The organism is Streptomyces sp. NBC_01571 (assembly GCF_026339875.1).
Lineage (GTDB): Bacteria > Actinomycetota > Actinomycetes > Streptomycetales > Streptomycetaceae > Streptomyces.
In genome coordinates, this window is sequence record NZ_JAPEPZ010000001.1 from 5434654 (window position 1) to 5454943 (window position 20290).

At 71.8% G+C, this 20290-nt stretch carries 20 protein-coding genes; 11 read left to right on the top strand and 9 right to left on the bottom strand.

Going from position 1 to position 20290, the window contains the following annotated elements:
• Positions 1-3 precede the first annotated feature (3 nt).
• Positions 4-615 carry a TIGR03086 family metal-binding protein gene (locus OHB41_RS24480; RefSeq protein ID WP_266700335.1) on the bottom strand — a complete coding sequence of 204 codons (612 nt, stop codon included), beginning with the start codon at positions 613-615 and terminating at the stop codon, positions 4-6.
• Positions 616-814: 199 nt separating this feature from the next.
• On the opposite strand from OHB41_RS24480, the gene OHB41_RS24485 reads away from it, so the two are divergent.
• Both OHB41_RS24485 and OHB41_RS24490 read left to right on the top strand, forming a co-directional pair.
• Positions 815-2035, top strand: coding sequence for a helix-turn-helix transcriptional regulator (locus OHB41_RS24485; RefSeq protein WP_266700336.1), 1221 nt, complete (start codon positions 815-817; stop codon positions 2033-2035).
• Between the two features lie 118 nt (positions 2036-2153).
• Positions 2154-2996: an NAD(P)H-binding protein gene (locus OHB41_RS24490; RefSeq protein WP_266700337.1), complete on the top strand. Its 843-nt coding sequence runs from the start codon at positions 2154-2156 to the stop codon at positions 2994-2996.
• Between the two features lie 317 nt (positions 2997-3313).
• Here OHB41_RS24490 and OHB41_RS24495 read toward each other — a convergent pair whose 3' ends face one another.
• Positions 3314-3967, bottom strand: coding sequence for an FMN-dependent NADH-azoreductase (locus OHB41_RS24495; protein ID WP_266700338.1), 654 nt, complete (start codon positions 3965-3967; stop codon positions 3314-3316).
• Between the two features lie 135 nt (positions 3968-4102).
• Here OHB41_RS24495 and OHB41_RS24500 point away from each other — a divergent pair, with 135 nt between their 5' ends.
• The 4 genes from OHB41_RS24500 to OHB41_RS24515 all read left to right on the top strand — a co-directional run bounded on the left by OHB41_RS24500 (position 4103) and on the right by OHB41_RS24515 (position 7690).
• Positions 4103-4474 (top strand): winged helix-turn-helix transcriptional regulator, encoded by a 372-nt coding sequence (locus tag OHB41_RS24500; RefSeq protein ID WP_266700339.1) that lies wholly within the window; start codon positions 4103-4105, stop codon positions 4472-4474.
• A gap of 176 nt (positions 4475-4650) precedes the next feature.
• On the top strand, positions 4651-6081 hold the full coding sequence (locus OHB41_RS24505) for a DUF2252 domain-containing protein (protein ID WP_266700340.1): 1431 nt from the start codon (positions 4651-4653) through the stop codon (positions 6079-6081).
• 397 nt (positions 6082-6478) lie between these two features.
• Positions 6479-7300 carry a J domain-containing protein gene (locus tag OHB41_RS24510; RefSeq protein WP_266706087.1) on the top strand — a complete coding sequence of 274 codons (822 nt, stop codon included), beginning with the start codon at positions 6479-6481 and terminating at the stop codon, positions 7298-7300.
• Positions 7301-7360: 60 nt separating this feature from the next.
• The gene (locus OHB41_RS24515; RefSeq protein ID WP_266706089.1) at positions 7361-7690 is read left to right on the top strand and encodes a rhodanese-like domain-containing protein; all 330 of its coding nucleotides are present in this window, start codon (positions 7361-7363) and stop codon (positions 7688-7690) included.
• Positions 7691-7745: 55 nt separating this feature from the next.
• On the opposite strand, the gene OHB41_RS24520 is transcribed toward OHB41_RS24515, so the two are convergent.
• From OHB41_RS24520 to paaA, 6 genes are all read right to left on the bottom strand, one after another.
• Complete coding sequence (locus tag OHB41_RS24520; RefSeq protein ID WP_266700341.1) at positions 7746-8921, bottom strand: acyl-CoA dehydrogenase family protein; 1176 nt, start codon at positions 8919-8921, stop codon at positions 7746-7748.
• Positions 8922-9049: 128 nt separating this feature from the next.
• Positions 9050-10114 carry a 2Fe-2S iron-sulfur cluster-binding protein gene (locus tag OHB41_RS24525; protein ID WP_266700342.1) on the bottom strand — a complete coding sequence of 355 codons (1065 nt, stop codon included), beginning with the start codon at positions 10112-10114 and terminating at the stop codon, positions 9050-9052.
• Positions 10114-10653: a 1,2-phenylacetyl-CoA epoxidase subunit PaaD gene (paaD, locus tag OHB41_RS24530; protein WP_266706091.1), complete on the bottom strand. Its 540-nt coding sequence runs from the start codon at positions 10651-10653 to the stop codon at positions 10114-10116. Before paaD ends, OHB41_RS24525 begins: the two co-directional genes overlap by 1 nt.
• Entirely contained in the window at positions 10650-11318 is a 669-nt protein-coding gene (gene paaC, locus OHB41_RS24535) for a 1,2-phenylacetyl-CoA epoxidase subunit PaaC (RefSeq protein ID WP_266706093.1), read from the bottom strand. The genes paaD and paaC overlap by 4 nt, the downstream gene beginning before the upstream one ends.
• 116 nt (positions 11319-11434) lie before the next feature.
• Entirely contained in the window at positions 11435-11722 is a 288-nt protein-coding gene (gene paaB / locus OHB41_RS24540; protein ID WP_148009329.1) for a 1,2-phenylacetyl-CoA epoxidase subunit PaaB, read from the bottom strand.
• Positions 11719-12762: a 1,2-phenylacetyl-CoA epoxidase subunit PaaA gene (gene paaA / locus OHB41_RS24545; RefSeq protein WP_266700343.1), complete on the bottom strand. Its 1044-nt coding sequence runs from the start codon at positions 12760-12762 to the stop codon at positions 11719-11721. The genes paaB and paaA overlap by 4 nt, the downstream gene beginning before the upstream one ends.
• Before the next feature lie 258 nt (positions 12763-13020).
• Here paaA and OHB41_RS24550 point away from each other — a divergent pair, with 258 nt between their 5' ends.
• The 3 genes from OHB41_RS24550 to OHB41_RS24560 all read left to right on the top strand — a co-directional run bounded on the left by OHB41_RS24550 (position 13021) and on the right by OHB41_RS24560 (position 16336).
• Entirely contained in the window at positions 13021-14238 is a 1218-nt protein-coding gene (locus OHB41_RS24550; RefSeq protein ID WP_526024958.1) for a DUF5819 family protein, read from the top strand.
• Positions 14235-15464 carry an HTTM domain-containing protein gene (locus OHB41_RS24555; RefSeq protein WP_266700344.1) on the top strand — a complete coding sequence of 410 codons (1230 nt, stop codon included), beginning with the start codon at positions 14235-14237 and terminating at the stop codon, positions 15462-15464. Before OHB41_RS24550 ends, OHB41_RS24555 begins: the two co-directional genes overlap by 4 nt.
• Positions 15465-15544: 80 nt before the next feature.
• The gene (locus OHB41_RS24560) at positions 15545-16336 is read left to right on the top strand and encodes a TrmH family RNA methyltransferase (protein ID WP_266706097.1); all 792 of its coding nucleotides are present in this window, start codon (positions 15545-15547) and stop codon (positions 16334-16336) included.
• On the opposite strand, the gene paaN is transcribed toward OHB41_RS24560, so the two are convergent.
• Positions 16333-18039, bottom strand: coding sequence for a phenylacetic acid degradation protein PaaN (paaN, locus tag OHB41_RS24565; protein ID WP_266700345.1), 1707 nt, complete (start codon positions 18037-18039; stop codon positions 16333-16335). The two genes, OHB41_RS24560 and paaN, sit on opposite strands and share 4 nt — an antisense overlap.
• Before the next feature lie 148 nt (positions 18040-18187).
• Here paaN and OHB41_RS24570 point away from each other — a divergent pair, with 148 nt between their 5' ends.
• Positions 18188-19702, top strand: coding sequence for a 3-hydroxyacyl-CoA dehydrogenase (locus tag OHB41_RS24570; RefSeq protein WP_266700346.1), 1515 nt, complete (start codon positions 18188-18190; stop codon positions 19700-19702).
• Positions 19699-20289 (top strand): TetR/AcrR family transcriptional regulator, encoded by a 591-nt coding sequence (locus OHB41_RS24575; RefSeq protein ID WP_266700347.1) that lies wholly within the window; start codon positions 19699-19701, stop codon positions 20287-20289. The genes OHB41_RS24570 and OHB41_RS24575 overlap by 4 nt, the downstream gene beginning before the upstream one ends.
• The last annotated feature ends 1 nt before the right edge of the window (position 20290 follow it).

Consider the following 20290-nt stretch of genomic DNA (forward strand, 5'->3'; position numbering starts at 1 on the left):
CCGTCAGGGACGGCGGCCGTACCAGCCCACCAGCCTGTCGATACCGGGAGCGTCCTCGTGCACCTCCACCACCGGTCCGAACGGCACCTGGCCGCCGCGGGGTTCCGCGGGCACGGCCCGGTGCATGGAGGCCAGCGGCGCGGCGAGCATCTCCGGGTCCCACTCGGGGGTCTGGCCGGTGGCCTTGGCCAGGTCCCACGCGTGCAGCACGAACTCGTTGGTGTAGATCACCGAGGCGACCACACCGGGGACCGGGCCCCAGGGCAGACCGATCTGGCGGCCCAGCACGGCGGGGTCCTGCCAGACGGCGTCGAACTCCTGCGTCGCCGCGGCCCAGGCCTTGGCCCAGTCACCGTCGGCGACGTCCTCGGCGAAGTGCGGAACGCTCATGAAGGAGCCGCCGGCGCCCAGGACGGCGACCCTGCGCAGCACCGACACCACGTGGTTGGCCATGTCGCGGACCGTGTAGTCGGGACACGGGGTGACGGTGTCGTACTGCTCGGGGCGGAGCGCGGTGAGCGTACGTCCGGTCAGTTCGACGGCCTTGAACAGGCCGCCGCGGGGGTCGGCGGGCGGGGCGGCGGCGGGCGCGGCGGGGTTCGCGGTGTCAGCCATGTCGTGAGTCGTGTCGTGAGTCATGTGTTCATCGTCGATGTCAAACAGGTCATCTTGTGGCCTATTACCGAAGCCATATCCGATGGTGCCGAAAATGTATGGAGTGGCTCAAAACAGCTTAAAAATCCGCCGGGTTCACCGGCCTGGGGACGGCCGACCGTGGCCGGAGGGGGTCTGTCGGTGGTAAAGGGGGCGCGTCGTGAAGGCTGACCGTCTGGTGGCGACCCTGCTGCTTCTCCAGGCGCGCGGCCGGGTGACCGTGCGCGAGGTGGCCGAGGAGCTGGAGGTGTCCGAACGCACCGCGCGCCGCGACCTGGAGGCGCTCACCAGCGCGGGTGTCCCCGTCTACTCGCAGCGCGGCAGGGGCGGCGGGTGGAGCCTGGTCGGCGGTGCCCGCACCGACCTGACCGGCTTCACCTCGCGGGAGATCGGGGCGCTGTTCCTGGCCGCGGGTCCGTTGGCGGCCTCTCCCGAACTGCGGGCCGCGCTGCGCAAGTTGATGCGTGCGGTGCCCGCGCCCATGCGACCGCATGCCGAGGCCGCCTCCAAGGCCATTCTCGTCGACGGCCTCGACTGGTCACGTACGGCGGGCAGCAGCGGACCCCACCGGCACGCCCTGGAAAGGGCGGTGCTCGACGGCCGGCAGGTCCGGTTGGGCTACGCGCACGCCGAGCGGGCCCCGACAGAGGGCGACTTGGGGGAGCACGGCTTGGACGAAGGGGGCTCGGGTGAGGGCGGCCCGGGTGAAATCGGCTTCGCCGAACTCGGCTTGGGCGGGATCGGTTCGGGCGAAGGCGGTTCGGTCGGAAGCGGCTCGGGCGATCGGTGGTCGGGCGATCGGTCGTCCGGTGAGCGAGTGGCCGGCGAGCGGACGGTGGATCCGCTCGGACTGGTGTCCAAGGCCGGTCGCTGGTACCTGGTGGCGGGGACCGGAGAGGGACTGCGCACCTTCCGGCTCAGCAGGGTCACCTCCGTGGAGCCGACCGGTGCGCCGGTGCGGCGTCCGGAGGGGTTCGAACTCGCCTCCGCTTGGCGGGAGCTGGCGTCCGAGGTGGAGCAACGGCTGTCCGCGGCGAGCGTACGGGCCCATGCCGACGCGGATGCCCTGCCGGTGCTGCGGCAACTGCTCGGCGGCCGGCTCCGTACGGGCGAGGTCCGGCCCGACGGCCGGGTCGCCTTCACCGCCGACGGCCCCTCGGTGGAGGTGCTGGCCGCGCAACTCGCGGGCCTCGGCGCCCGGATCGAGGTGCTCGACCCTCCTGAGGCGCGCGAGTCGCTCGTGCGTCTCGGCCGGTCGCTCACCGCGGTGTACGGCGGGTACGACGGTCGTGACGGCGATCAGCTAAGGGATAGTCACTTTCCTGTAGGTACCTACTATGTTGAGGATGCTAGCGTCCCGGTCATGGCTGCGACCCGCTGAGAAACCGGCTGCGACCGACTGCCTCATCGGCTGACTGGCCGATGCCCGATATGCCCGATGACCGATGACCACTGACCACTGACCACGGATCAACGCACACGCACTAGGGAGCTGTTTCATGATTGTCGTCACCGGAGCCACCGGAAACGTCGGGCGTCCGCTGATCGAGGCGCTGGCCGAGGCGGGGGAGCAGGTCGTGGCGGTCTCGCGCCGCCCGTTGCCGTCCCCGGCGGAGGATGTCCGGCACGCCCAGGCCGACCTCGGGAACGCGCGGAGCATGCGGCCGGTCCTCGAAGGCGCCGACGCCTTCTTCATCCTGCTGGCCGGCGAACTGCTCGGCCACGGCGAGGCCGCCACCGAGCTGTTGACGGCGGCCAAGGACGCCGGGGTCGAGCGGGTCGTGCTGCTCTCCTCGCAGATCAACGCCACCCGTCCCGGCGTCGCCTCGCACGGCAGGCTGCGCGAGTTCGAGGAGGCCGTGCGCGGTTCCGGCCTGGACTTCACCATCCTGCGCGCCGGCGGCTTCGCCTCCAACGCCTTCGCGTGGGCGGAGTCGGTCCGCGCCGACCGTACGGTCTTCGCCCCCTTCGGCGACGTGGCGCTGCCGGTCGTCGACCCGGTGGACATCGCCGCGGTCGCCGCGGTGGTGCTGCGCGAAGACGGGCACGCCGGCCGTACGTACGAGCTGACCGGCCCCGAAGCGATCACTCCGCGCCTGCAGGCCGAGGTGATCGCGGAGGCGATCGGCGAAGAGGTGACCTTCGTGGAACTGACCCGCGAGGCCGCCCACGCCCACATGGCGCAGTTCATGCCCGAGGACGTCATCCCCGGCACCCTGGACATCCTCGGCGAACCGCTCCCCGCCGAGCAGCGGGTCAGCCCCGACGTGGAGAAGATCCTGTCCCGGCCCGCCACGCCCTTCTCCGGCTGGGTCGCCCGAAGCCTCCCGGCGTTCAAGTAACCCACCGGCGGCCCCCACCGCCCGCCCCTCTTCCCCCTCATTCTTTTCGTCCCTTCTTCTTTTCGTCCCTTCGTCGCGTTCCTTCTGTGTCCGTCTCCCTCTCTCCTCTCCCCCGTACCGCCGCCGGATGCCTGCTGCGATTCATCCCCCGCGGCCGCAGGCATCCGGCGGTCCATGTCCGACGGCGGTTCAGGAGCGACGGCGGTCCTGAACGACGGCGGCGTGGCCGCGACGAACGGGGGCGGCGTGGCGGCCGCGAACGACGACGGCCCCGCGGGTCCAGGACCCGTGGGGCCGCCGCACGTCACCCGGAGGGGTCACGCGGCGAAACGGTCGGCCAGTTCCTTGGCCTTGATGGCGGCGGCGTCGAGCGCCTTGGTACGGGATGCCTCGAAGAGCGGGACCAGCTCGGACATCGCCGGGTTGTGCGGGGCCATCGTGAGCTCCGGGACGATGAAGTCGAGCTCGAGGCCCAGGGTGTCGCGCAGGATGGCCCCGAGGTAGTTCTGTACGTATTCGAAGCCCTCGCGGGGGGTGCCCGGCGCGTACGAACCGCCGCGGCTGGCGACGACCGTGACCGGGGTGCCCTTGACCTTCGAGTCCTCGGTCATGGCGGTGCGGCCCACGAGGAGCACGTTGTCCAGCCACGCCTTGAGGGTCGACGGGATCGCGTAGTTGTACATCGGCGCGCCGATCAGGATCGCGTCCGCCTGCTCCAGTTCCTCGATGAACTTCACGCGCTCGGCGAAGGCGGCGGCCTGCTCCGGGGTGTGCGCGTCCGCCGGAGCGAAACCGGCGGTGTGGGCGTCGGCCGTGATGTGCGGAGCCGGGTTCGCGGCGAGGTCGCGGTAGATCACGGTGCCCTGCGGGTGCTGCTCCTCCCAGGCCTTGCGGAAGGCGTCGGTCACCGTGCGTGAGGTGGAGGCGGTACCCGGGAACACGGACGAGTCGATGTGAAGGAGGGTGGCCATGGGGGATCTCCAAAGGGTGCGGCGGATCGAGCCCGACGGGACGGATCCCGGTGGCTTCTTTTTTGTACTCGACTAGAGATAACACAGCTACTTACTTTTTTTCATCCCCCAAGGAGAACGCAGTACTCTTGAGCCATGCCAGAGCTGGGAGCACACGACGCGGGGCCGTGCCAGAAGGTCGACGACGGCATGGCCCGGGTCTTCCAGCTGTTCGGAAAGCGCTGGACGGGCCTGATCGTGGCCGTGCTGCTGCCGCATCCCGTGCACTTCGCCGACCTGCGCCGGGCGATCCCCGGCATCAGCGAACGGATGCTCTCCGACCGCCTCACGGAACTCGCCGCGGCGGGACTCGTCGTGCGCGAGGTCGACGAAGGCCCTCCACTGCGGGTCTCGTACGGTCTGACGGAGGCCGGCGCCGCACTGGAGCCCGCGCTGCTGGAACTGGGGAGCTGGGCGGAGAAGCACCTGCCGGGAAGCCCGCAGTGCCCCTCCGAGCTCAGGAAGTGAGCCGACCGGAGGGGTCCGGGAGCGGCCCGGGAGGGGACCGGAGGGACCGGGAAGCGGTTCCCGCACGGGGCGACCGTTCACAGGCGCGGAGTTGTCCACAGGGTCTGACGCGTTTCGGCCACCGGCTGTACGGTCATCACGAGTTGATGTTCGTGTGTGCGGGGGAGGCGGTCGCCATGACCGAGCTGGGTACAAGAGCCGAGGCGCTGCAGGCGCCCAGGGTTTCCGGAGTCTTCGCGGTGCCGGGGTTCGCGGGCTGGCCCGTGCAGGGCTCGCCCAAGGAGAGGGGCAAGGCCCTCCGCGCCCGGGTGCCGCGCGCCGCCCACGCCGAGCTGACCCCCGACGCCGACCGGCCGGACGTCGTGGCCGTGGTCGAGGAGTCCAACCACGGCAGGATCCCCGGGCTCACGCCGATACGGGTCGGCAGAATGGCCGCCACCCCCTTCGCCTTCCTGCGGGGTTCGGCCGGCCTGATGGCGTACGACCTCGCGCGCACCCCCATGACCGGTATCGACGCCCAGATCTGCGGTGACGCCCACGCGGCGAACTTCGGCCTGTACGGCGACGCGCGCGGCGGCCTGGTCATCGACCTGAACGACTTCGACGAGACGGTGCGCGGCCCCTGGGAGTGGGACCTCAAGCGCCTCGCCGCGTCGCTCGTGCTCGCGGGCCGGGAGACGGGTGCGGACGAGGACACCTGCCGCAAGGCGGCCCACGACGCGGTCGGCGCCTACCGGCGCACGATGCGCCTGCTCGCCAAGCTCCCGGTGCTGGACGCGTGGAACGCCATCGCGGACGAGGAGCTCGTCTCCCACACCGACGCCCATGACCTGCTCGGCACCCTGGAGCGGGTCTCGGAGAAGGCGCGGGCCAACACCAGCGGGCGGTTCGCCGCCAGGTCGACGGCGTCGGTCGAGGGCGGCGGACGGCGCTTCGTCGACGCGGCGCCGGTGCTGCGCCGCGTGCCCGACGCGGAGGCGGCAGCGGTCGCGGCGTCGCTGGAGCAGTACCTGACGACGGTCTCGGAGGACCGCCTCCCCCTCCTCGCCCGGTACGCGGTGCACGACGTCGCCTTCCGCATCGTCGGCACCGGCAGCGTCGGCATGCGTTCGTACGTCGTGCTCCTCCTGGACCACCGCGGCGAGCCCCTCGTCCTCCAGGTGAAGGAGGCCCGCGCCTCGGCGCTGCTGCCGCACCTGGCGACGGCCGGTCACGCCGTGCCCGACGTGTCGCACGAGGGCCGCCGCGTCGTCCTCGGCCAGAAGCGCATGCAGGTCGTCAGCGACATCCTGCTCGGCTGGACCACGGTCGAGGGCCGAGCCTTCCAGGTGCGCCAGTTCCGCAACCGCAAGGGCAGCGTCGACCCCGCCGCCCTCGCCGTCGACCAGGTCGACGACTACGCCCGGATGACCGGCGCTCTCCTCGCCCGCGCCCACTCGCACAGCGCCGACCCCCGCCTCGTCGCCGGCTACTGCGGAAAGAACGAGGAACTCGACGAGGCCGTCGCCGCGTTCGCCGTGGCCTACGCGGACCGCACGGAGGCGGACCACGCGGCCCTGGTGACGGCGGTCCGGGAGGGGCGGATCGCGGCGGAGCTGGGGGTCTGAGAAGGGAAGCGGACCCGGAGATTCTCGGGGCGCCGGGGTGTGACCGGGGGAGCGGCAGGCCTCAGCCGGTGGTTCCGGGTGAGCCCGGCGAGGCGTGGCCTACGCTGGGCGGGTGACGACCCCGGAAGCCGAGCACAACCAGTCCGACCGCATCGAGGCCGAGGATGCCCGGTCCCAGGATGCTGGGGATCCCCAGTCCGCCGCCCCGGCCTCGACCACGGCGGCCGAAGCCGCGGCGCCCGAGAACAGGACCGCCCAGGACGCGGGCACCGAGAACGCGGGCACCACGCAGGTGGGCGCCGAGAACGTGAGCCAGGAGAGCGTGGACGAGCCGAGCGTGGGCGGGCCGAGCGTGGACGAGCCGAGCGTGGACGGGCCGAGCGTGGGCGGACAGAGCGTGGGCTCCGACGCTTCGGGCTCCGAGGGCGGCGCACCGCAGGGTGAGGCGCGGCCCGAGGCGCGTCTCGAACGGGCGGTGCGGGCGGCCGAACAGGCACTGATCGAGTTCGAGATCGCCGTGGAGACCTTCCGCGTCGAGGTCGAGAACTTCTCGCGGCTGCACCACCAGAAGCTCGGCCCGATGTACTCCCGGCTCGACGAGCTGGACGCGCAGATCGCCGAGGCACAGGCCGCGCGCACCGGGGACCCGGAGGACATACGCAAGGCGGACGAGGCGCGCGCGCGGGTCATGCCGATGCCTGGGGTCGAGGAGCTGTTCCACGGCTGGATGGACTCGGAGGGACTGTTCCCGGAGGCCCTGGCCATGCTGACGGACCAGCCCGTGCGGCCCCCGCAGCGGGTCCGCCCCAGCGACGAGGCCCGCAAGCTCTACCGTGAGCTGGCCCGCAAGGCCCACCCCGACCTGGCCCAGGACGAGGACGAGCGCATGCGGCGCGACGAGTTCATCTCCCGGGTCAACGCCGCGTACGCCCGGGGCGACGAGGCACTGCTGCGGGAGCTCTCCGAGGAATGGGCGGCGGGTCCGGTGCCCAAGGAGTGGAAGCCGAGCCGCAGCGAGGAGCTGTACGCCCGTCTCGAGTGGCTCTCCGAACGCAAGGAGATGCTGACTCTGGTCGCCCATGAGCTGGAGGAGAGCGCCATCGGCGCCATGCTCAAGCTCGCCCCGGACGACCCCGACCGGCTCCTGGAGGAGATCGCCGAGCAGCTGCTGGCCCAGGTCGGCGAGCGCGAGGCGGAGCTGGCCCGACTGGTCGGCTAGGACCTGGTCCGTCGGCCCGCCCGGTCGGGTAGCGTCTGAGGCATGCAATTCGGATCTGGTGTGCCCACGGTCGAGATCGCGGATCTCACGGACGGAGACTTCTTGCTGGACGTCCGGGAGGACGACGAGTGGGAGGCGGGCCACGCCGAAGGGGCGCTGCACATCCCCATGAGCGAGTTCGTCGCGCGCTACGGCGAGTTGACCGAGGCGGCGCCGCAGGACGGCAGGGTCAACGTGATCTGCCGTTCCGGCGGCCGTTCCGCGCAGGTCGCGATGTATCTGGTCCAGCAGGGCGTCGACGCCGTGAACGTCGACGGCGGCATGCAGGTCTGGGCCGCCTCGGGCCGCCCGGTGGTGGACGACAAGGGCGCCGCCGGCTTCGTGCTCTAGTGCCGCCGCGCCGTTTCCGGTGCGGGGTGGGGTCCGGACTCGGGTGTGTGGTCGGTCACCCGAGGGGATGGGCCGCGAGGAGATCGCCCAGCGCCTCCTCGTGAGCGGCCGCGGGCCCGAGGGACAGCTCCAGGTGCTTGGCCCAGGCGTGATAGCGGTGCAGCGGAGAGTCGGTGTCCGCACCGAACCCCCCGTGCAGATGCTGAGCTGTCTGCACGACCCGCCGTACCCCCTCCGACGCCCAGATCTTGGCGACGGCCACGTCCCCGGCCACCGGGAGCGCCCCGCTCGCCCCTGCGACGGCTCCCGTACCGACACCTCCCGTACCGGAAGCTCTCGTGCTGATCCGCCACGCGGCCTGCCAGAGTGTCGCCTCCATCGCGCGCAGGTCGATATAGCGGTCAGCGGCCTGCACGGCGACGGCCTGGAACGTGGCGACCGGAAACCCGAACTGCTCGCGTCTGCCGGTGTACGCGCTCGTCATTTCGAGGACCCGCTCACCGAGCCCGAGCGCCTGCGCACAGGTCCCGGTGGTCAGCAGCTCCCGCAACCTCTCCCAGGCCCCCTCCGCGTCGACGACCTGCCGGGCGGCCAGCCGCGCCGACTCCAGACGCAGCTCGCCGAGGCGTTCCCCGGACGTGGAGATCTGCTCGCCGAGCACGGTTCCCTCGTGCTCCCGGGGTACCAGGGCGAGGACGGTCCGGCCGTCGTCCGTGTGCGCGGGTACGAGGATGTGGTCGGCTCCGTGTGCCCACGTGACCGCCGTCTGCACTCCGTCCAGGATCCACACGTCTCCGTCCTGCCGGGCGGTCACGGCGCGTTCGGCCGGTTCGTGACCGGTACGGCCGTTCGCCGCGACGGTCAGTACGACCTCACCCCGGCCCGCCCGCGCGAGCAGCTCGGCCTTCGTCTCCTCGCCGCCGTACTCCTGCACGGTGACCGCGGCCGCGGTGCTCTCCAGCAGCGGCACTCGCGCGAGTACCTTCGCGGACTCGCGCAGGACCAGGCACAGGGCGATCGCGTCCAGGCCCGCTCCGCCGTACGCGGGGTCCAGCAGCAGGCTCAGCAGGTCCGCGTCGGCGAGCTTCGCCCACAGCGCCCGGTCGAAGTCGTCGGCGACGGCGCCCGCGGTGAGTGCGGGGCTCGGCACCCCGTCCGGCGCGACCCCGCCGAACACCGCCCCCGCCGCCTCGACCGCCGCCTGCTGTTCCTCGGTGAAGGTGAAGTCCACGGTCCTGTCCTTCCACGCGCCGACCCACCGACCGGGTGACTCACCCGGTACCGGACAGGGCACCCGATCTGACGGAGCGTCAAGATAGAACAGGTTCTACGAGAAGGGAACGGTCACCCCGCTTCCGGCTACCGGTCGAAGTCCAACTCCACGCTCTCCGTGGCCGGATGCGACTGGCAGGCCAGCACGTATCCCGCCTCGGTCTCCTCCGGCTCCAGCGCGAAGTTGCGGTCCATCCGCACCTCGCCCGAGACCAGGAAGGCCCGGCAGGTCCCGCACACCCCGCCCTTGCAGGCGTAGGGAGCGTCCGGCCGGTTGCGCAGCACCGCGTCCAGGAGCGATTCGCCGTCCTGGACGGGCCAGGTCCCTCCGCGGCCGTCGAGCCGCGCGGTCACCGTGCTGTGCGCGGGAGCCGGTATGCCGGGAACCTTCTCGGCTCCGCCGTCCACGTGGAAGATCTCCTCGTGGATCCGGGCCCGTCCCACACCCAGCCCGCGCAGGGCGCGCTCGGCTCCCTGCACCAGCCCGAACGGCCCGCACAGGAACCATCCCGCCACCCGGTCCACGGGCAGCAGCGCCGGAAGCAACTGCTCCAGTCGCTCCTGGTCCAGCCGCCCGGACGGCAGCCCCGCCTGCTGTTCCTCCCGGGAGAGCACCGTGACCAGCTGGAACCGCTGCGGAAAACGGTCCTTGAGGTCGGCGACCTCCTCCAGGAACATCGTGGACGCGGACGTCCGGTCGCTGCGTATCAGGCAGAAGCGGGCCTCGGGCTCCCGCGTCAGCAGCGTGGCGACGATCGACAGCACCGGTGTGATCCCGCTGCCGCCGACCACGGCCGCGTACAGCCCGGCCGCCGGTTCCAGCGTGAAGCGTCCCGCCGGTGTCATCACCTCCACCTCGTCGCCGACGGCGATCTCCTTGAGCGCGTACGTCGAGAACGCTCCGCCGTCGACCAGGCGCACCCCGACCCGCAGGGTGAGCGGGCCCTCGTCACCCGGGGCGGGTGCCGGAGAGCAGATGGAGTAGGTGCGCCGTGTCTCCGTGCCGTCGACCGTGCGCCGCAGCGCGAGGTGCTGACCCGCAGCGTGCCGGTACTCCGTGCGCAGCGCGGGCGGCACCGCGAAGGTCAGGGCCACCGAGTCGTCGGTGAGCCGGTCGAGCGCGGCCACCGGGAGCGGGTGGAAGCGGGCCATCACAACTCCTTGAAGTGGTCGAACGGTTCACGGCAGGACAGACAGCGCCGAAGTGCCTTGCAGGCGGTGGACGAGAAACGGCTGAGCAGTTCGGTGTCGCTCGACCCGCAGTGCGGACAGCACACGGGCTCGTGGGCGTCCTGGGCCGCCGTGGTGATCGTGCGCGTCGGTCCCAGTCCGACCGCCACCGGACCCGTCCCCCGCCCGCCACGCGGCGGTGCTATCCCGAACTCCCGCAGCTTGCGGCGTCCTTCGTCCGAGATGTCGTCCGTCGACCAGGCCGGGCTGAGCACCGTCCGTACGGACACCTCCCGCACCCCGTGCTCGTGCAGTACGCGCTCGATGTCCATGGTCATCGCCTCGACAGCCGGGCAGCCGGTGTACGTCGGGGTCAGCTCGACGTCGACGGCGCCCTCGCCACGGACGTGCACGGCGCGCAGTACGCCCAGGTCCTCCAGGGTGAGCACGGGCAGCTCCGGGTCGGGAACGGACCCGGCCAGTCTGCGCAGTTCCTCCTCCAGGGCGGTGGTCGTCGTCACCATGACGCCCCCGGGTGGCTGCGGTGCAGATGCTGCATCTCGGCGAGCATCCGCCCGAAGGGCTCGGTGTGCAGTCCCTGGCGTCCCGCTCCGGCGGCCCATGCTCCGGACTGCGGGCCCTCGGGGACCTCCAGCGTCGCGCGACGCAGGACGACAGTGACGGACTCCAGCCACCCGGCCCTCATCGCCTCCCAGTCGACGTCCACGCCCTCGACCGGCTGGAACATCTCTCCCGTGAAGCGCCACAGAGCGTCGCAGGCCTGTCGCATCCGCTCATGGCTGACGTCCGTGCCGTCGCCGAGCCGCAGGGTCCACTGCTCGGCGTGGTCCTGGTGGTAGGCGACCTCCTTGACGGCCTTCGCCGCGAGCGGGGCGAAGGCGCCGTCCCCGGTGGCCAGTTGCGCGTACAGGAGTCGCTGGTAGGTGGAGAAGTACAGCTGACGGGCGATGGTGTGCGCGAAGTCGCCATTGGGCTGTTCGACGAGCTGGAGGTTGCGGAAGGCGCGCTCCTCGCGCAGATACGCCAGCTCGTCCTCGTCGCCGGCCATGGACAGCAGCACCCTGGCCTGGCCGAGCAGGTCCAACGCGATGTTGGCCAGGGCCACTTCCTCTTCGAGGACGGGAGCGTGGCCGGCCCACTCCCCCAGGCGGTGCGAGAGCACCAGGGCGTCGTCGCCGAGGGCGAGGGCCGCGGCGGTCGCCGTCCCGGACGCGGCGGGCGCCCTGGACGGCTCCCTCGTGGACGCCTCGGCCGTGGGCGGGTGGGGCACGGGTGCGTTCGTCACAGGTGCTTCACCCCTTCCGGGATCTCGTAGAACGTCGGGTGGCGGTAGGGCTTGTCCGCGGACGGCTCGAAGAACGGGTCCTTCTCGTCCGGGGAGGACGCGGTGATCGCGGCGGACGGGACGACCCAGATCGAGATGCCCTCGCCGCGACGCGTGTACAGATCCCGCGCGTTGCGCAGGGCCAGTTCGGCGTCCGGTGCGTGCAGGCTGCCTGCGTGGGTGTGCGAGAGCCCGCGGCGCGAGCGCACGAAGACCTCCCACAGCGGCCAGTCGTTGGTGGTCATGCGCGCGCCTTCCCGTTCTCGTCGGCCGAGCCGCGTATCTCCTCGGTCGGACCGGCGGTGTGCTTGTCCGCGTAGGCCGCGGCCGCCTCCCTCACCCACGCACCCTCTTCGTGGGCCTGCCTGCGCTGCGTGATGCGCTGGTCGTTGCACGGGCCGTTGCCCTTGAGGACCTCCCAGAACTCCGTCCAGTCGATCGGGCCGAAGTCGTGCTGCCCCCGCTCCTCGTTCCACACCAGGTCCGGGTCCGGCAGGGTCAGGCCGAGCGACTTGGCCTGGGGGACGCAGATGTCCACGAAGCGCTGGCGCAGCTCGTCGTTCGAATGGCGCTTGATCTTCCAGGCCATGGACTGCGCCGAGTGCGAGGACTCGTCGTCGGGCGGGCCGAACATCATCAGGGAGGGCCACCACCAGCGGTTCACCGCGTCCTGCGCCATCTCGTGCTGCCCGGGGGTGCCGCGGCTGAGCGCCAGCAGCAGCTCGTACCCCTGGCGCTGGTGGAAGGACTCCTCCTTGCAGACGCGGACCATCGCGCGTGCGTAGGGCCCGTACGAGCAGCGGCACAGGGGGACCTGGTTGGTGATCGCAGCGCCGTCCACCAGCCAGCCGATGGCGCCGACGTCCGCCCAGGTCAGCGTCGGGTAGTTGAAGATCGACGAGTACTTCTGGCGGCCGGTGTGCAGCTTGTCGAGCAGCTCGTCGCGGCTGGTGCCGAGCGTTTCGGCCGCGCTGTAGAGATACAGCCCGTGCCCCGCCTCGTCCTGGACCTTGGCCATCAGGATCGCCTTGCGGCGCAGTGAGGGCGCGCGCGTGATCCAGTTGGCCTCCGGCTGCATGCCGATGATCTCGGAGTGTGCGTGCTGGGCGATCTGCCGGACCAGCGTGGAACGGTAGGCGTCGGGCATCCAGTCACGGGGCTCGATGCGTTCGTCGGCTGCCACGGAGGCGTCGAAAACGGCCTCGTACGCTGCCGTCGACCCGGCTTCGCCCGCGGGCGCTGCCGCCTGCGTACGGGCCGTGCGATGCGCTGCTGCTGTCGCCATGCGGTCCCCCTCGACCTCTCGCTCCCGACCGACCGATCGTTCGGTTCTGTCGATTCAATGGTGGGACGGGCGCCGTAAGGTGTCAACCGCTGTGGATAACCTCGAGGCGACTGTTGTGCCCGGTGTGCCGGACGGGGCTGTGCCGGGGGGCCGAGCCTGAGTACGGTTCCCGTGCGCACGCCGCGGAGTGCTGCGCGCGGGGCCCGGGTGCCGCGCGCCCGGCGGCGGGAATCGGACCGGGATCGGAATCGGGGCGGAATGGACGCGTACGACGAGGGCTCGAACGCCCGACACGGGCCGGACGGGCCCGGCGGCCCCCTGCGCCAGGGCCCCGTCTCCGCCGGTGCCGTGCCCGAGGGCGCGTCCCCCGCCGCCGCCGCGCCGGAGCCGTCCGGCCAGACGGCTGCCGGCGACGAGCCCACGCCGGGGAGACCTGCCGCCGGGACGCCGCACGCCGGCACGCCTCAACCGGAGAACCGTCACGGCGGTATACCTCACGCGGAGACGCCCGACGCGGAGACGCCCGACGCGGAGACCCCGCCCGCCGGGACGCAGCACGCCGGGACGCCTCACGCCGAGACCGCGCACGCCGAGACCGCGCACGCCGAGACCGCGCACGCCGAGACCGCGCACGCCGAGACCGCGCACGCCGGAATGCCTTACGCCAAGATGCCGCACGCCGAGCCGGTCGACGCCGGGACGCCTCACGCCGGGACCGTCGGCGCCGGGGCGGCTGTCGCGCGCCCCTTCCCCCGGGTTTCCGAGGCGCCTCCCGGAAACCCGCTGAATGCCCCCGCCCTCGCGCCCGCCGCCACCGGCATCGCCGCCCTCTCGCTGCGCCATCAGATCGCCGCGGCGTTCGCCCTCGCCGTCGTCGCGGTCGTCGCCTGTGTGCATCTCGGCATGGTGTTTCTGCACGTCGCGCCCTCGAACACGGTCACCAAGCAGCACGGCAGGGCGATCGACGAGTGGATCTACCCCGAGTTCGAGCAGAACTGGAAGCTTTTCGCCCCGAACCCGCTGCAGCAGAACATCGACGTCCAGGTCCGCGCCCGGATAAGCACCACGGACGGCGGCGCCACCGAGACCGGCTGGTACGACCTGTCCGCGCTGGACGGCGCGGCCATCGACGGCAATCCGCTCCCGAGCCACACCCAGCAGAACGAACTGCGCCGGGCCTGGGACTTCTACGTCGGCACGCATGACAACAACAACCGCCCGGTGGGCCTGCGCGGCGACCTCTCCGAACGCTATCTGCGCCGTGTCGTGCTGCTGCGCCTCGACCGTGAGGGGGCCGGCGGCAGGGGCTCCGTCGTCGAACGCGTCCAGGTCCGGTCCCTCACCACCAACGTGCGGCCCCCCAAATGGAGCGATGAGCAGGTGTCCGACCAACCCGTCCTGCGCGAGCTGCCCTGGTGGACGGTCCCCGAGGAGGACCTGGCGGACACGCGGACGACGGAGGCGAGCGCCCGATGAACCGATTCGCCGTTCCCGTCTCGCGTGGCATCGCCCGGGTCACCGACGCCGCGCTCGGCCCGTACCAGGCCGCCGTGATCCGCATCGGCTTCGCCGCCACCTGGCTGCTGTTCCTGCTGCGCGAGTTCCCCAACCGCCAGGAGATGTACGGGCCCGACGGCCCCTGGAGCTGGGGCCTCGCCCGGCGGCTCGTCGCGGACAACCACGCCTTCACGGCCCTGATGTGGTCCGACAGCCAGGTGTGGTTCGAGATCGTCTACGCGGTGGCCGTGCTGTCCAGCGTCCTGCTGCTGGTGGGCTGGCGGACGCGCACGATGTCCGTGCTGTTCATGGTCGGCGTGCTCTCGCTGCAGAACCGCAGCATCTTCATGGGGGACGGCGGGGACAACGTCATCCACCTGATGGCGATCTATCTGGTGGGCACGCGCTGCGGCCAGGTGTGGTCGCTGGACGCCCGGCGGGCGAGGCTCGCGGGGGAGGCACGCGCGCGGGGGGAGGCCTCCCGGGCCGCGGGCCCGGACCGGGTCGGCCCCGTCCTGTGGTCGGGGCTCGGCCTGCTGCTGGCCGCGGTGACGTTCGCGGGAGACCTCGGCGGCGGCTGGCTGACGGTCTTCTGGGGACTGTGGGCGGTACAGGGGCTGTGGTGGGCCGTCGGCCGTCGGGCGCGCACCCTGCAGCCGCGGATTCTGCTCGACGTGGTCGCCAACACGGTGCACAACGCGGCCCTGTTCGTGATCATGGCCGAGGCGTGTCTGATCTACGCGACCGCGGGCTGGTACAAGATCCAGGGCTCGCGCTGGCAGGACGGCACGGCCGTCTACTATCCGCTCCATCTCGACTACTTCTCGCCCTGGCCGGCCCTCTCCGACCTGCTGGCCGCACACGGCACGATCGTGATGCTGGTGACCTACGGGACGGTCGTCGTCCAGGTCGCCTTCCCCTTCACCCTGTTCAACCGGCGGGTGAAGAACGTGCTGCTCGCGGTGATGATGACCGAGCACGCCGTGATCGCCGTGGTCCTCGGACTGCCGTTCTTCTCGCTCGCGATGATCGCCGCCGACTCGGTGTTCCTGCCGACGTCCTTCCTGCGGCGGCTCGGCGGACTGGCGGTACGCGTGCGGGGCCGGCTGCTCCCGGGCGGCGCCCCGGAACTGCCGGGTCAGCGCGCGCGAGGCTCCCGCACCCCGGAGGGCTCCGAGGAGCCGCACGTAGGCTTCCCCGCATGAAGGACCCCGCTGACGACCGCGACCGCATGGACGACCGCGACCCAACGGACGACCGCGACCCAACGGACGACCGCGAACCCATGGACGACGGCGACCGAACGGACGACGGCGACCGTGCGAAGGACCCCGTGGGCACCTGGCACCGGCTCGTCGGCGCCGCCGTCCTGCTCGACGGCTTCCACGCCCTCAAGCACGCGGTGCGCTTCCGGGCCGAGGTCCTGGCGGCGGTCACCGCCGACCGGCAGGCCGCGCTGGCCCTCGCCGAGGAGCTGGCCCCGGACGTACGCGACACCCTGGACGGCCTGCTGGTGGAGGTCCCCGAGGCCACCTACCGGTCCCTGGTCCCGCGTCCGCACCCCACCGCGGTCGCCGCACTGGCCGTACGTCCCTCCCGCGAGGCCGGTCTGCGGGCGCTGACGACCATGCCCCGCACCGCGCCCGTGGTGGTGCTCGACCAGCCGCGCAATCTCGGCAACGTGGGTGCCGTGATCCGGCTCGCGGCGGGCTTCGGTGCGACCGGGGTCGTCACGACGGGCACCCTCGATCCCTGGCACCCGACGGTGGTGCGCGGCGGGGCGGGCCTGCACTTCGCGACCGCCGTGGAGCGGCTGACGGTGGCGGAGCTGCCGTCCGGGCCGGTGTTCGCCCTCGATCCGGAGGGCGAGGACATCCGGGGGTCGAAGCTCCCGGACGACGCCGTGCTCGCGTTCGGCTCCGAGCGCAGCGGTCTCTCCGCCGAACTGCGGGCGCGGGCCGACCACCTGGTGTCGCTGCCGATGCGCCCCCAGGTCTCCAGCTACAACCTCGCGACCAGTGTGGCCATGACGCTGTTCCACTGGAGCGCCGCCGGGGGCGCACCGGTCAGGGCCTAGGCCTCGCGCCGCACCTCGACCACCCGGAAGCGGTTGGCCACGAACGCACCGTCGCACAGTGCCGCGTTCGCCGCCGGGTTGCCGCCGGAGCCGTGGAAGTCGGAGAAGGCCGCCGTCTGGTTGACGTACACCCCGCCCGTGAGGTTCAGGGAGAGCTGGGCGGACTCCTCCAAGCAGACCTCCTGGACGGCCTGCTCGAATTCCTCGTCGGTGGTGTACGCGCCGACGGTCATCGCGCCCTTGTCCCGGACGGTCCGGCGCAGCAGCTCCACGGCGTCCGCCGCGGAGTCGACCGCGACCGCGAAGGAGACGGGGCCGAAGCACTCGCTCATGTAGGCGGCTTCGTCGTCGGTGCCCTCCCAGTACTTGCGGGCGCCGTCGAGCTTCACGATCACCGGCGTCCGGACGACGGCGTCGGGGAACTCGGGGTTGCTGATCTCCCGGGAGGGGAGGGCGACCTCGCCGAGGCCGGCGGCGGCCTCCAGGCGGGCCTTCACGTCCGGGTTCACGATGGCTCCGAGCAGTCCGTTGGCCCGGGCGTCGTCACCGAGGAGTCCGCCGACCGACCTGGCGAGGTCGGCGACCACCTCGTCGTACGACTTGGGGCCCTCGTCCGTACGGATGCCGTCGCGCGGGACGAGGAGGTTCTGCGGGGTCGTGCACATCTGGCCGCTGTACAGGGACAGGGAGAAGGCCAGGTTGGACAGCATGCCCTTGTAGTCGGCGGTCGACTCCACGATCACCGTGTTGACGCCGGCCTTCTCGGTGTAGACCTGCGCCTGGCGGGCGTGGGTCTCGAGCCAGTCGCCGAACGCCGTCGAGCCCGTGTAGTCGATGATCCGGATCTCGGGGCGGACGGCCAGGGTCTTGGCGATGCCCTCTCCGGGGCGCTCGGCGGCCAGCGCCACCAGGTTCGGGTCGAAGCCCGCCTCGGCGAGCACCTCGCGCGCGATGCGCACGGTGAGCGCGAGCGGCAGCACCGCGCGCGGGTGGGGCTTCACGAGGACGGCGTTGCCGGTGGCCAGGGAGGCGAACAGGCCCGGATAGCCGTTCCACGTGGGGAAGGTGTTGCAGCCGATGACGAGCGCGACGCCGCGCGGGACCGGGGTGAACTGCTTGGTGAGCGTGATCGGGTCGCGCTTGCCCTGGGGCTTCGTCCACTCCGCGGTGTCCGGGGTGCGGACCTGCTCCGCGTACGCGTACGCCACCGCTTCCAGTCCGCGGTCCTGTGCGTGCGGGCCGCCCGCCTGGAACGCCATCATGAAGGCCTGGCCGCTGGTGTGCATCACGGCGTGCGCGAATTCGTGCGTCCGGTCGGCGATCCGCTTGAGGATCTCCAGACAGACCACCGCGCGTGTCTCCGCGCCCGCGTCGCGCCAGGCACGCTGGCCGGCCCGCATGGCGGGCAGCAGCACGTCGATATCCGCGTGCGGGTAGGTGACGTCCAGCGCGATGCCGTACGGCGAGACCTCGCCGCCCACCCAGTCGTCGGTGCCCGGCTGGCCGAGGTCGACGCGGGTGCCGAGGACGGCGTCGAAGGCGGCCTTGCCCTCGGCCATGCCCAGGCTGCCGTTCTCGCCGTAGGCCTTGGGGTGTTCGGGATGCGGGGACCAGTACGCGCGTGTGCGGATCGCTTCCAGCGCCTGGTCGAGGGTGGGCCGGTGCTGGGCGATCAACTGGTGCGCGGTGAGTTCGGCGGCCATCGGGGACCAACTCCTCGTCTCAGGAGCGCTTCATTGCGCTCGCGAGCTGGGCAGGAACGGACAGTCAGAGTTAGAGTAACCGAACGATCGGTCGGGACAAGGGGGTCCGCCGCATCTGTGGAAACCCCCGTGCGGGAGGATCGCGAGCATGACAGCACTCGACCTCAACAGCCCCGTGGCCGTCGTCGGCACCGGCACCATGGGCCAGGGCATCGCCCAGGTCGCGCTGGTCGCGGGCCACCCCGTGCGGCTCTACGACACCCTCGCGGGCCGGGCCGACGCGGCGGCCGAAGCGATCTGCGCCCGCCTCGACCGGCTGGTCGACAAGGGCCGGTTCAGCGACGCCGACCGGGACGCCGCGCGCGGGCGGCTGCGCCCCGCGCGGAGCCTCGACGAGCTGGCGGACTGCGCGCTCGTCGTCGAGGCCGTCCTCGAACAACTCGACGTCAAACAAAAGCTGTTCCGCGATCTCGAGGACATCGTCGAGGACGACTGCCTGCTCGCCACCAACACCTCGTCCCTGTCCGTCACCGCCATCGGTGGCGCCCTGAGCAACCCCGGCCGCCTGGTCGGACTGCACTTCTTCAACCCCGCGCCGCTGCTGCCCCTCGTGGAGGTCGTCTCCGGGTACGCGACCGACTTCTCGTCGGCCACGCGCGCGTACGAGACGGCACGCGCCTGGGGGAAGACCCCGGTCGCCTGCGCCGACACCCCCGGCTTCATCGTCAACCGCATCGCGCGGCCCTTCTACGCCGAGGCCTTCGCGGTGTACGAGTCGCAGGCCGCCGATCCCGCCACCATCGACGCGGTCCTGCGCGAGTCCGGCGGCTTCAGGATGGGCGCCTTCGAGCTCACCGACCTGATCGGCCAGGACGTCAACGAGTCCGTCACGCACTCCGTGTGGCAGGCCTTCTTCCAGGACCTGCGCTTCACCCCGTCGCTCGCGCAGCGGCGGCTCGTCGAGTCCGGACGGCACGGCCGCAAGACCGGGCACGGCTGGTACGACTACGGGGACGACGCCGAACGCCCCGAGCCGCACACCGCCGAGAAGGCGCAGCCGCCCGCCCACGTCGTCGTCGAGGGCGACCTGGGACCGGCCTCCGAGCTGGTCGCCCTGATCCGCGAGGCGGGCATCCAGGTCCGCGAGGACGAGGAGGACCACGGCACCCGCCTGCTGCTGCCCAGCGGCGGCCAGCTGGTCCTCGCCGACGGCCAGACCTCGATCGAGTTCCGCGACGTCGTCTACTTCGACCTGGCGCTGGACTACCGCGCGGCCACCCGCGTCGCCCTGTCCGCGTCGCAGGACACCGCGCCCCAGACGGTCGCGGAGGCCATCGGCCTGTTCCAGGCGCTGGGCAAGGACGTCAGCGTCATCGGGGACGCCCCCGGCATGATCGTCGCCCGGACCGTGGCCCGCATCGTCGACCTGGCGCACGACGCGGTCGCGAAGGGAGTGGCCACCGAGGAGGACGTCGACACCGCGATGCGCCTGGGCGTCAACTACCCTCTGGGGCCCTTCGAGTGGTGCCGCAGGCTCGGCAGGACCTGGGCGCACGACCTCCTGGAGGAGCTGCACCTGCGCGAGCCCTCCGGCCGCTACGCCCCCTCCCTCGCCCTGTACCGCCACGGGCACGCCACCGAGAAGCGGGAGGGCACCTCATGACCACCGCCAAGCGCGACACGTACACCCCGGAGACCCTGCTCTCCGTCGCCGTCCAGGTCTTCAACGAGCGCGGCTACGACGGCACCTCCATGGAGCACCTCTCCAAGGCTGCCGGCATCTCCAAGTCGTCGATCTACCACCATGTCGCCGGCAAGGAGGAGCTGCTGCGCCGCGCCGTCAGCCGCGCCCTCGACGGCCTCTTCGAGATCCTCGACGAGGAGCACGCGTGCGTGGGGCGCGCCGTGGAGCGCCTGGAGTACGTCGTACGGCGGATGGTCGAGGTGCTCACCGCCGAGCTGCCGTACGTGACCCTGCTGCTGCGCGTGCGCGGCAACACGGGCACCGAGCGGTGGGCCCTGGAGCGGCGCCGTGACTTCGACCACCGGGTGGCCGAGCTGCTGAAGGACGCGGCGGCCGAGGGGGACGTGCGCAGCGACGTGGAGGTCCGGCTCGCGACCCGGCTCGTCTTCGGGATGATCAACTCGATCGTGGAGTGGTACCGGCCGGACGGGCGGGGCACGGTCGAGCGTGAGGTGGCCGACGCGGTCGTACAGGTGGTCTTCGGGGGACTCAGGGCCGAGAGCTGAT